This is a genomic window from Pseudomonas sp. BB438 (assembly GCF_057180225.1).
Window position 1 is genome coordinate 1,410,951 of record NZ_CM170001.1, and the last position, 11,556, is coordinate 1,422,506.

Sequence of the window (11,556 nt, forward strand, 5' to 3'; positions counted from 1 at the left end):
CGGGAGAACCACTATGGAACTTGTCTACGGAGCCGAATACGAGAGCTTCCGGCGTGAAGTCCGTGCCTTCCTCGAACAAGCCTGGCAGCCCCTTGTGGGGCTGCCCAGGCAGGAGCGGCGAGCCGCCGAGGCGGCCTTCCGTCAAAAGGCGATTAGGCAGGGCTACCTATACCGTGCGATTCCGACCGTGTTCGGCGGTTCGGAGCAGGCTCCGGACGTGATGCGCGGGCAGATCATCCGTGAGGAGTTCAGCCGCCTGCGTGCACCTATGGAAGTGCCCGGCGTCGGCGTGGGAATGCTCGTGCCGACTCTGCTGGAGTGCGGTACGCCCTGGCAGAAAGAGCACTTCATTCCCAAGACCCTGACTGGTGAGTATCTTTGGGCGCAGGGTTATAGCGAGCCGAATGCCGGATCCGACCTGGCTTCGGTGCGCACCAAGGGGGTCTTGCAGGGCGACGAGTGGATCATCAATGGGCAGAAAGTCTGGAGCACCCTGGCGCAGCATGCCCGCTTCATGTTTGCGATGGTCCGCACCGAGCCGGAAGCGCCCAAACATCAAGGGCTGTCATACCTGTTATTGGACCTCAAGCAGCCCGGCGTGACTGTACGCCCGCTCAAGCAGGTGACCGGTGGTCAGGAGTTCTGCGAAGTGTTCTTCGACAATGCCCGCACGCCGGCAGATTGGATCGTCGGTGAGCGTGGCAAGGGCTGGCAGGTTTCAAAGACCACGCTGGTCCATGAGCGCAACAGTTTTATCGGTAACGCCACCACCTCACAGGCCCTGTTCGACAAACTAGTCGACCTCGCGCGCAGTACTTCCCTGAATGGTGGACTGGCAATCGACGATCCGATAATTCGAGAGCGCCTGCTGGTTCTCGAGGGTTATGTCGCGTCTCACGTCTACTCCAGCTACCGGCAGTTCTCCATGGCCGCTCACGGTCAGTCTCCAGGCATAGTCGCGTCGATGAATAAGCTGGTCTCGACGCAGATCGGCCACGAAGTGGCCAAGCTGGCGCGTGACCTGATGGGCGACGATCTGCTTCTCGCGCCACCGCCGGAAGGTACGCGGGGCGCCGGACCGGAGAAATGGAACAACCAGTTCTTCGGTTCCCTGGGCATTGCCATCGCTGGCGGTGCGTCGAACATCCAGCGCAATATCATCGCGGAACGCGGTCTCGGGCTGCCACGCGATGCCAGCCAGGAGGGGGGCAACCCATGAATTTCTTGCTTTCACCGGAACAGACGGAGTTCCAGGACACCTTGCTGCGTTTCCTCGATGATCGCTGCCCCTCCACCCGCCTGCATGAGTTGTTCGACGAGGCTGGATTCGACGCACAGCTGTGGCAGGAGTTGGTGGCCCTGGGCGTGGCGGGTATCGCCCTGCCGGAAGCGCATGGTGGATCGGGCATGGAAATGATCGACCTGGCTCTGGTCGCCGAGGTGCTGGGTGGGCGTGCCGCTCCCACACCCTTCCTGGGCCATGTCCTGGCGGGGCTTGCGATTGCCTGGGGTGGTTCAGAGGCGCAGCGCGCGCGTTACCTGCCGGCACTGGCCAGTGGTGAGATGCTGGCGACAGTGGCATTCGACGAGGTGGGCGGTTGGCAGCCCGAACAGTGGCGCCTGACTGACGAGGGCGGCCGGCTCAATGGCCGCAAGCAGCGCGTGCCCTTTGCCGAGCATGCTGATTTGCTGCTGGTTGGCCTGGCTGGTGGTGGGTTGGGCTTGGTTGATCGCGCCAGTGTGGGCCTTGAGGTATTGGCCGAGGATGCCGTTGATCGTACCCGTCCGCTGGCAGGCGTTCAGTTCACTAACGTATCGGTGGAACGCCTGATCAATGACGTTGGCGTTGCTACCCGTCTGCGTGACGCTGCCCTGGTGCTACTGGCGGCGGATGCCTTCGGTGGCGCTTCGCGTTGCGTGCAGATGGCAGTGGACTACGCGAAGATTCGCGAGCAATTCGGTCAGCCAATTGGTCAGTTCCAGGCGGTCAAGCACCAGCTCGTCAACATGGCCGTAGAGATCGAACCGACACGCGGGTTGTACTGGTATGCCGCGCACGCCTTCGATCATATCCCGGCCGACTCCGAGCGTTACGCGGCACTGGCCAAGGCGCACCTCACCGAGCGATTCCTGCAGGTTGCCAGGGACACGGTCGAGTTACACGGAGGCATTGGCTACACCTGGGAGTGCGATGTGCAGATCTACCTGAAGCGGGCGATGTTCGATTACGCCTGGATGGGGAATGCCAGCGCCCAGCGCGCGCGAATCAGCCTTTAACGGCAGAGGGCACGTGCAACTGACCCTTAGCCTGCACAAGGCCGCCCGCGAGCGGCCGACTGCAATGGCTTGCGTGTATGGCCCACGGCGCACCGACCATCGGACTTTCCTGGAGCAGGTAGCGCGTCTGGCAGGCGCTCTGCGCGCTTCGGGGGTAGAACCCGGCGACAGGGTTGGTCTGCTGGCGCTGAACTCGGACCGTTATTTGCTGTGCCTGTACGCAATTCTTTGGGCCGGCGGGGTGATCAACCCAATCAACATCCGCTGGAGCCTCAGCGAAATGGCCTACTCGCTGGATGACAGCGAAACTGGCGTGCTGTTCGTCGACGATAGTTTCACTGCGCTGGCTCCGCTTCTGCGCGAGCGCTGCACCCATCTGCGCTGCGTGTTGTCGTGCGCAGAGAGCGATAGTCCGGTCGGCTGTCAAACCTTCTCGCAATTGCTGGCCTATTCCCCGATCGATGATGTCAGGCGTGTCGGCGATGATCTGGCCGCACTGCTCTATACCGGCGGCACTACCGGTACACCCAAAGGGGTGATGCTTTCCCATTCCAATCTTCTTGGGAATGCGCTGTCTACTTTGGCGGCTGCTCCGCGCGAGTCGATCGACAAAGTGTTGCAGGTGGCGCCGCTGTTCCACGTCGGTGGCCTGGCGCTGGTGCTGCAGGCCGCCTTGAGGGGAGCCTGCCATGTCATTCATGGCCAGTTCGACCCGACGGCGATACTTCGTAGCCTGGTGGACGAGCGCATCGGCGAAACCTTCCTGGTGCCGACGATGCTCCAGCGCTTGCTGGATGCGCCTGAGTTTACGAGCCAGGATCTTTCGGCGTTGCGGACAATCGTCTATGGGGCGGCGCCAATGGCTCCCGCCTTACTGGAGCGAGCCAAGGCCGCGCTGCCGCGCGTCGCTTTCATCCAGGTATATGGCATGACCGAATTGGCACCGGTGGTGGCTGCGCTTCCGACTGGGCCGTTCGGTGTCGAACGGGGCGGGGGGCTGTGTCCGGGTAGCGTTGGACGACCAACTCCTACCTGTGAAGTACGGATAGTCGATAGTACCGGGGTGGAGCTACCGGTCGGCCAGTGCGGCGAGATCGTCGTTCGGGGTCCGGGGGTAATGCAGGGCTACTGGAAGCTGCCACGCGAGACTGCCGAGGTCCTGCGCGACGGATGGCTGCATAGTGGCGATGGCGGATTCATGGATACCAATGGCGTCCTCCATCTTGCCGACCGGATCAAAGACATGATCGTCAGCGGTGGCGAAAACATCTGGTCGGTCGAGGTAGAGGGTGCCCTCTACCAGCACCCGGCGGTGGCCCAATGCGCCGTGATTGGCGTACCGCATGCTGAATGGGGCGAGGCCGTGCATGCCGTAGTGGTCCTGCATGCCGGAGAGGCCCCCGATGCTGCAGAGCTGATCCGGCATTGCCGCGACCGGCTCGCCGGCTACAAATGTCCGCGAAGCATCGAACTGCGCGAGGAGTTACCGATCTCCGCCGCCGGCAAGATCCTCAAATACCAGCTACGTGAAGCCTATCTCAGTCGGTCAACGGAGCTCTCAGGCTGACAAGGGCAGTACACTCGAGGCCCAGCACCGGCCTGAGTTGCAACTCCGAAGGCTCCTGTACAGGTTGCTGATGAGTATTACCGATGGCTGTGTTCTAAGCGATTATTGTCAGGGAATCTTGTGCACTTGAAGCAGCATGCCTTCGGGACTTTCCGCATAGTCCAAGGTCGCTCCGTAGTTGCGCAGGGCGGTCAGGCTGCGCTCCGGCTGGAAGCTGTAGCACAAGGCTTCCTGGTGATAAATGCCGGCACTCTCGTAGCGATCGTGGTCGATGGTTCGGCCGCCGGCAACTAGCAGGGCGCGGCGCATGATAGTGGCGTATTCGGCCGGCTCTTCGTCCATCGCCTCAGTCCAGGCGCGAAAGCCTTGTTCCAGAGATTGCCCTGCCCACTCCAGTGGCGCGCGGATCTGTTTGCCCTCCACTTCCCAGCGCAGGACCTCGACACCGTTGTTCTGGAGCGTGGCAATTGTTGGGCCGAGGATCGGCCACTTGTCATCCCAGCGAAGTATTTCGCGATCTGGAACCAGCGCCTGATATCGCCGGTGAGTGCGCCCGGCAGCGGCATGGGCCATGGCTAGTCCGGTGAGGTCGAACACATGGGTGCATTGCTGGCGCATCTCCAACAACGTGCCGATATCCGAGGCGCGCCGCAGCAATGGCTTGCCGATCAATTCGCGGAGCGGTTCGGCGGCGCCGGGACAGGTGACCCAGGGGGTGCGCGGCGCTGCCATGCGCACATCGGTTATGTGCTTGCCATCATGTTCCAGGCTGACGCCAAAGTGGTGGAAGTCATCCTCCAGCCACCCCACCACCAGAAATGGGCTCTGGTTCCTGAGGTCGATCAGGCGCCGAAAGCGACCCTGGGTGCGCGAAAATCCATTGGCCATGGCAGTCTCTCCGGGTGAATTGGCGAGGCTCCGCATCGGTGTAAGACGGAGCCCGGTGAATCAGGCCTTGAGCAAGTGCTTGGCGAGGCTCCAGCGATGTACTTCCGACGGGCCATCGTAGATGCGGAACGCGCGCATGTCGCTCCAGATTCGCGCGACGATGCTTTCTCCCGTGACGCCGCGGCCACCAAGTATTTGCACGCAGCGATCGACGATCCGGAACTGTGCTTCGGAGGAGATGACCTTGGTCATGCTCGACTCATGCTTGCCGCTGTGGCCCTGGTCGAGAACCCAGGCGCAATGCCAGATAGCCAAGCGCGTCGTGTGCAGTTCCATTTCATTGTCGGCGAGCATGAATCCAACGCCTTCGTGCTCCCCTAGCGGCTTGCCGAAGGCGAAGCGTTCGCGTGCGTATTGTTTGGCGATGTCATTGGCACGCCTGGCCTGACCGAGCCAGCGCATGCAATGGGTCAGCCGGGCCGGTGCCAGGCGGACCTGGGCATATCGGAACCCCTTGCCGACTTCACCGAGCACGTCGCTCGCCGGAATTCGAAGGTTGTCGAAACGCACCACTGCATGGCCACCGGTGAAGCAGCTGTCGAGTGCATCCATGGATCGCTCAATGGTGATGCCGGGACTGTTCATGTCGGCGAGGAACATGGTGGCATTACCGTCTTCCATGCGCGCCATGATTATCGCGTACTGCGCCCCCACTGCGCCGGTGATGAACCACTTCACGCCATTGATTATGTAGTGATCTCCATCCTTCACCGCAGTTGTCTGCAGCATCGAGGGATCGGCGCCAGCGCCCGGAGCAGGCTCTGTCATGCAGAAGCAGGAGCGCGTTTCCCCGGCAATTTGTGCTTTTAGCCAGCGGTCTTTCTGGGTCTGGCTGGCGACCACTTCCATCATGTGGATGTTGCCTTCGTCAGGCGCCGCGATGTTCATTGCGGTAGGGCCGAGGGGGGAGTAGCCCGCCTCTTCGAAGACGATGGCCTTGGCGATATGCGACAGTCCCAGGCCACCCAGATCGCGCGAGGCGTGCGGCGTCAGTAGTCCCGCTTCGCGGGCAAGGCCGACAAGATCACGGCGCAGCGCCTCGCTGGGACCGTGGCGGTCTTGGCGCGGGTCGCTCTCGAGCGGGATGACTTGTTCGGCGATGAAGCGCCTTGTACGCTGCTGCAGGTCGAGCAACTCGTCGGGCAGTTGGAAGTCCATGGTATTTCTCCGGGGGGCGATGGCGAATGGGGATCAGGTGTTTAGGGCAATCAGACGATTACCGTCCAGTGTCGGGATGACTTCGAGTAAGCCGAGTTGAGCGGCGTAGTGCAGCTCGTCGTCCAGGTCGGCTTTGGCTAGAAGCTGGCCAAGGCGGCTATTGCGCAGGCAGCTCTCTGGTTGATCGGAGTACTGCCAGTAGACCGCGAGCGCTATGCGGCAGGTGTCGGTCAGCTCCCAGGCGCCGTTGCTCTCGTTGCAGAGTCGATCTACCAGGTAACCAGCAGTGAACAGGTCCTCCAGGTTTACCAAGCCGGCTGAGCCCGAGCAGATAACGATGATGGAGGTACCGCTGTGCTGTAGTAGTTGTCGGGCTACAGCCGGACCGTTGAGCAGCGCGGCGGCATAGACATGTCGAGCACATGCGGCCTTGCTGAGCGCGACGGTGCCGTTGGTGGTGGAGTACACCAGGCGCTTGCCGGACAGGGGCTCGCGGGTCAATGCAAGCGGCGAGAAGCCGGCGAATCCGGAGATGCGTTGCATGTGGCTTTCGCCAGCCAGCAAGTAACTATCGATATCCAGGTTGCGTACCACGTCGTGAGCCATCTGCCAGGACGCCAGCGGATAGACGTCGCTGGCGCCGTGGTGAAGGGCGGCCACGATTGTTGAGGTGGCAAACAGGGTGTCGATCACTACGGCGACCTTGTCGTGGAGCATGCTAGGATCGAGATCTTCCTTGCGCAGCAACACATTAAGCTTGGCCATATTCAGCGCTACCGAAGGTTAGAGGGGCGAGTGTCGCGCAGGGCTTCAACTTGCTTTAGGTATTTGGGGTTGGCCACCTGCAACCGCGCCACTACGTCGTCGCGCAACGCCTTGCTGAGATGTGTCAGCTGCCAGTCGAGGTGCCCGCTGCGTAGCGATTCGCATAGTTCGCTACTGTTGGCCGGTGCGCGGTCGGCATCCAGCGCGACTTGGTCGAGCAATGTGTGTCGGGCTTGGTGGAGACCGGTACCGGCTTGTTGTTCGCGGCTGGCAATGGCCATCGCATTGGCAATCATTAGCGCCGTGTAGTGCTGGGCGCTGGGCAGGTGCGGCAGCAGTTCCTCGAGCAGGCTGGTGCGAGCCATCATTAGCAGGTCGGCGGCGCGAGGCAGATCATGCATGGCGGGGCTCCTTGTCCAGGGTGGCGATTTCGTCCAGCAGATCGAGCTCGATTTCCGGCAGCATGCGGCCTGTCAGCGCCAACTCGAGGGAGGGTTGCTCACCCGAGAGATGCCGCTGCGCCTGAAACAGCGCAATGATTGCCCAGCGCACGCTTGCCATGGCGCGCCAGTAGGCCAGATGCTCGGCCTGTGGTGCGCGACCGCCGGCAGAGGTGTAGCCGTCCAGCAGTTCTTCCAGTGTGCCAAGGCCGCCTGCCTCGTGCTCCAGCGCGCCAAAGCGCCAGCAACGTGCGCAGAACCAGCCGAGGTCCTCCTCCGGAGCGCTCCAGGAGGCAAACTCCCAGTCGAGCACCCCGGTCAGGTGGGTCTTGTCGACCATATAGTTGCCCGTGCGGAAGTCGCCGTGCACCAGGCTGTAGCCTTGGTCCTGCGGGGCATTGAGTTCGAGCCAGCGTAGCGCCCATTCCAGGGTCGGTTGGGGGCGGCCAAGGCGATCAAGGAGGTTGCGGTACTCCTCAACCCTGTGCAGCGCAGGGTTACCCTTGGGGGTGCCAAGGAACCCCAGATCGGCGCCGGGTGGAGTGATGCTGTGCAGTTGCGCTAGCGTAGCGCCCAGTTCGCGAAGCAAGCCGGCCCTCTGCTTTGGATTCAGGTCGCCGCGTACCAGCGCACGTCCGCTAGCGTTGCCGTCAATCCGGCGCATCAGATAGAAGTCGCGACCCAACTCTCCGTTGTCGCGGTGCAGCCAGAGCGGCTCGGGAACTTTCACTCCAACGCTGAATGCGGCTCGCAACACCGCGAACTCTTCGGCGCGACTGAGACTCATGGGCAGCCGCGAGGTGGAGTCGGTGCGAAGCACCCAGCGCTGCTCTCCGGCATACGGGCCGCCATCGATGCGCAGGTCCAGTGCCAGGTTCTCCTGGATCGCGCCTCCTCCCAGGCGCCGCATGCCTCGCAATTCGACTTGGCTGGCGGCGCAGTGCTGGGTAATGAAGCGGCGGCTGAACTCCGCTAGATCGTGACTTGGAGCGGTATCCGCAAGTGTCGCGTGTTGGGGCATAGCTCTCTCTCTGTGACGGGGCGTTCAGACGGAAAAGCGAGCGGCACTGGCCTGGAGCGAGTCGGCTAGTACGCGCAGCTCTTCCGAGGCGCTGAAGGTGGTTCGGCAAACATCGCTGCTGGCGTCGGCCATGCTTGCGATATGTTCGATGCGTTGTGCTATGTCCTGGCTGCCGAGGCTTTGTTCCTGCACGGCGCCGGCGATGCCTTCCATGCCCTGGAATACGTCGTCTACTGAATGGCGGGTGCTGGCGAACAAGGCCTTGAGCAGGTCAAGCTGCTCGGCGCTGCTACCCAGCGCTGTAGCACCTGCCGATAGGGAGCGCTCGACATCGGTAGATTGCTGGCCGAGGGCGAGGGTGACTTCGTCGATGCGGTTGGCTGCGTCCGAAGACATCTCGGCCAACTGGCGGACTTCTCCGGCGACCACTGCAAAGCCACGGCCCTGGTCCCCGGCCCTGGCTGCCTCGATGGCGGCATTCAGCGCCAGGAGGTTGGTTTGTGCGGCGATTGCTTTGACCTGTCCGGTCATGTCGCTGATAGAGGAGGTGCGGCGTACGAACTCGTTTACCGATCCAGTAATGGAGTCGGTGGCCTGCTCCAGGCGCAGCAGTGCTTCCTGCAATCGATCCAGAGCTACAGCTCCAGCTTCGGTATCCGCCAGGCTACGTGCTGCAGACTCACGCACCAGCTGCGCATTTTGCGCCAAGGACTGGATGCTCTGATTCATCTGCTCGACGGTGGTCGAAACGCTGGCCGCAGACTCGGCCTGCTGGTTGCTGCTGTCGACAATGCTTTGGGTCGAGAGGTTGAGCTGCTGTGCTGAGCCGGCAAGGCGTCCGCTGCCTTCGATCACTTGGCGCACAGCTTCCTGGAAGTTGTCGATCAGCGAATTAAAGGCGGCAGCGGTCTGTGTGATCTCATCCCTACCGACTAGGACGACACGCTGGGTCAGGTTGCCGTCACGCAGGGACAGGGCACCCTCGCGGATGCTGCCGATGGCATTACGGATCTGTCGGCCAATGAACAGGCTCACACAGACTGCGAGCAGCACCGAGAGCACGGTCAGTCCCAACAAGATTCGCGAAGTCCACTGTGCCTTGTGTTGGGCAGTGAGGAAGGCGCTTTCGGTCAGGTCTCGCTGTTTGTCCACCAGCTTGGCGTACAGGCTGTCGACGTAGTTGAACTGGCTCCGCGTAGCGCTGATGCCGGTGGCCAGCGCATGGGGGGCTTCCTTTGCCCCGTCGAAGAGGTCGATGATCGATTGCTTGAGGTTGGCCGCTTCGGTTGCCAACTCCTTGTAGAGCTCCTGTTCATCACCGTCGAGGCGGGGTTCGGCCGCGCTCTTGCGGATATGCGCCAGCAGGTCGTCAGCCTGGGCGAGCAGATCGTCGCGGGCTTGTTGCAGGTCCTGCGCGGACGGCTGGCCGGCGTCGAGCAAGCGTTGCACGTTTGCGTAGGTCTCGCGGATCAACAGCTGGGCATAGGAGACGCCGACGAAGGCTCGCTGGTACTGACCAACGCGCAGGTCATGGATGTCGTCGAGCAGTGCCTGCTGTTGCGCAATTCCGAGGTGGGCGGCGACAGCTCCCAGCAGTAGCAGGAGAACCAGCAGGCCGGGGGCCAACTGCAGTTTGGCGGCGATAGAGAGACGGGAGATCCAGTGCATTTTTTGTTATCTCTGTTTGCAACTGAAGGCGGGGCATCAGCGGCCGCGGAATGCCGGCCGACGTTTGGCAAAGAAGGCATCACGGCCCTCGGCAAAGTCTTCCGAGGCGATAAGCAGGGCCTGGCTATCGGCCTCCCAGTCGAGCAGTGCGTCGAGGCTTTGCGCCCGGGCCATTAGCGTTTTCACTGCGCCCAGCGGGCCCGGTGCCGCGCTGGCCAGGCGCTGTGCCAGCTCAAGGGCCTGAGGAAGGATCTCCGTGTCGGTTTCCGCCAGGTCGTCAACCAAGCCGATACTATGGGCGCTGCTCCCGTCTAGCACTTCGGCAAGCATCACCAGGCGCTTGCAACGGCTAGCGCCAATGCGTTGCGGCAAGGTCCAGAGCAGGCCCCAGTCGGCCATGACCCCGACCTTGCCGAAGACGGCGCCGAACTGGCTGTTGGCCGAGGCCACTACGAAGTCACAGGCCGACGCCAGCGACAGGCCGGCACCGAAGGCTGCGCCTTGCACAGCGGCAACCACCGGCAGACGGCCGCAGATGATCTGGCGGATGATTCGATGGCCTTCGCGCATGTTTGCGCGCATCTGCTGCGGGTTGCTATCCAGGCCATCCAACTCGCCGCCGGCGCAGAAATGCTTGCCACCGGTAATCACGATGGCCCGGCACTCGCGATCATCTTCAAGATGCAACAGGAGTTCGGCGAGCCGCTGGTAAAGCACCGGTGCCAAGGCATTGCGTTTTTCAGGCAGGTTCAGGGTGAGCAGCGCGACAGCGCCATGGCGCTCGAGCAGAACGGCGTCTTGCATTTCGATGGCTCCAGTCAGGCAGCTTGCAGGTGGCGTTGGAGAAAACCTTCGACGGCATCGTTGAACTGGTCGTTGCGGTCACCAGCGACCATGTGACCGGCGCCTTCGATATCCAGGTATTCGGCGTGAGGGATGAGTTCGAGCAGGTGTGCGGCGCCTTCACGTGTGACCACATCGCTTTGCTTGCCGCGAACCAGCAGCGTAGGGATGCTGACCTTGCGAGCAGCGGCTTCCATGCGCTCGTTCAATTCTGCGCGGGTCTGCTTGCGGTTGGACTGGAAGGCCGGGTCCCAATGCCAGTAGAGGCGACCGTTATCTTTCAGGCGCAGGTTCTTCATCAAACCTGCCGGATTACTTGGGCGCGGGCGGCCGGGAAGGTAGCGGGCGACGCTATCGGCGGCTTCCTCCAGGCTGGCGAAACCGTCGAGGTTGCTGCCCATGAAGTCGCCGATGTGCTTGATACCTGTCGCAGACATGCGCGGCACGACATCCACCAGGACCAGCGCGCTGGCCAGTGGGCCTAGGCTTTCGCCGACCGCGAGCAATGAGGTTGCGCCTCCAAGCGAGGCGCCGACAAGCGCGGGAGGTCGCTCAAGACTTGCGATTACCGCACGAAGATCGCCAATGAAGGCATCCAAACTGTAGTCGCCGTCACTGTCCCACTCACTCTCTCCATGACCGCGCAGGTCCAGATTCATTACGTGAAAGCCGCGCCCGACCAAATCGCGTGCGGCCTTGCCCCAGGAGTGTCTGGTTTGTCCGCCACCATGCAGCAGGATGACCGGCTGATGCGCTGCGTCACCGCCGATGTCGCCGCTCAGACTCAGTCCCCGATGACCACTGATGCGGGTGCTGTGCATGCTCATCTACGTCTCCTTGAACTGACTCCACCGAATTACCGGTATTGG

General features: G+C 62.2%; 11 protein-coding genes and 1 pseudogene. 3 read left to right on the plus strand and 9 right to left on the minus strand.

Going from position 1 to position 11,556, the window contains the following annotated elements; translation table 11 throughout:
* Positions 1–13: 13 nt before the first annotated feature.
* From AC1ZV1_RS06670 to AC1ZV1_RS06680, 3 genes are read left to right on the plus strand one after another with little or no spacing between them, the layout of a single operon-like run.
* Positions 14–1,219, plus strand: coding sequence for an acyl-CoA dehydrogenase family protein (locus AC1ZV1_RS06670; protein ID WP_484296026.1), 1,206 nt, complete (start codon positions 14–16; stop codon positions 1,217–1,219).
* On the plus strand, positions 1,216–2,277 hold the full coding sequence (locus tag AC1ZV1_RS06675; RefSeq protein WP_484296027.1) for an acyl-CoA dehydrogenase family protein: 1,062 nt from the start codon (positions 1,216–1,218) through the stop codon (positions 2,275–2,277). Before AC1ZV1_RS06670 ends, AC1ZV1_RS06675 begins: the two co-directional genes overlap by 4 nt.
* Before the next feature lie 13 nt (positions 2,278–2,290).
* Complete coding sequence (locus AC1ZV1_RS06680; protein WP_484296028.1) at positions 2,291–3,844, plus strand: long-chain-fatty-acid--CoA ligase; 1,554 nt, start codon at positions 2,291–2,293, stop codon at positions 3,842–3,844.
* A gap of 108 nt (positions 3,845–3,952) precedes the next feature.
* Here the strand turns inward: AC1ZV1_RS06680 and AC1ZV1_RS06685 are convergent, their stop codons facing one another.
* The 9 genes and pseudogenes from AC1ZV1_RS06685 to AC1ZV1_RS06725 form a co-directional block, all read right to left on the minus strand.
* On the minus strand, positions 3,953–4,732 hold the full coding sequence (locus AC1ZV1_RS06685; protein WP_233299219.1) for a DUF2889 domain-containing protein: 780 nt from the start codon (positions 4,730–4,732) through the stop codon (positions 3,953–3,955).
* Positions 4,733–4,792: 60 nt separating this feature from the next.
* Entirely contained in the window at positions 4,793–5,950 is a 1,158-nt protein-coding gene (locus AC1ZV1_RS06690) for an acyl-CoA dehydrogenase family protein (RefSeq protein WP_233299218.1), read from the minus strand.
* Positions 5,951–5,983: 33 nt separating this feature from the next.
* A complete protein-coding gene (locus tag AC1ZV1_RS06695; protein WP_233299217.1) occupies positions 5,984–6,715 on the minus strand; it encodes a 2-phosphosulfolactate phosphatase in 732 nt (243 codons plus the stop codon).
* An 8-nt stretch (positions 6,716–6,723) separates the two neighbouring features.
* Positions 6,724–7,116, minus strand: coding sequence for a DUF6285 domain-containing protein (locus AC1ZV1_RS06700; protein ID WP_484296029.1), 393 nt, complete (start codon positions 7,114–7,116; stop codon positions 6,724–6,726).
* Entirely contained in the window at positions 7,109–8,176 is a 1,068-nt protein-coding gene (locus AC1ZV1_RS06705; protein ID WP_484296030.1) for a phosphotransferase family protein, read from the minus strand. Before AC1ZV1_RS06705 ends, AC1ZV1_RS06700 begins: the two co-directional genes overlap by 8 nt.
* Before the next feature lie 24 nt (positions 8,177–8,200).
* Entirely contained in the window at positions 8,201–8,905 is a 705-nt protein-coding gene (locus AC1ZV1_RS06710) for a methyl-accepting chemotaxis protein (RefSeq protein ID WP_484297514.1), read from the minus strand.
* Positions 8,906–9,106: 201 nt separating this feature from the next.
* Positions 9,107–9,844: pseudogene (locus AC1ZV1_RS06715) on the minus strand (methyl-accepting chemotaxis protein); the annotation flags it as partial.
* A gap of 36 nt (positions 9,845–9,880) precedes the next feature.
* The gene (locus AC1ZV1_RS06720; protein WP_233299214.1) at positions 9,881–10,648 is read right to left on the minus strand and encodes an enoyl-CoA hydratase/isomerase family protein; all 768 of its coding nucleotides are present in this window, start codon (positions 10,646–10,648) and stop codon (positions 9,881–9,883) included.
* 14 nt (positions 10,649–10,662) lie between these two features.
* Complete coding sequence (locus tag AC1ZV1_RS06725; RefSeq protein ID WP_233299213.1) at positions 10,663–11,514, minus strand: alpha/beta fold hydrolase; 852 nt, start codon at positions 11,512–11,514, stop codon at positions 10,663–10,665.
* Positions 11,515–11,556: the final 42 nt, after the last annotated feature.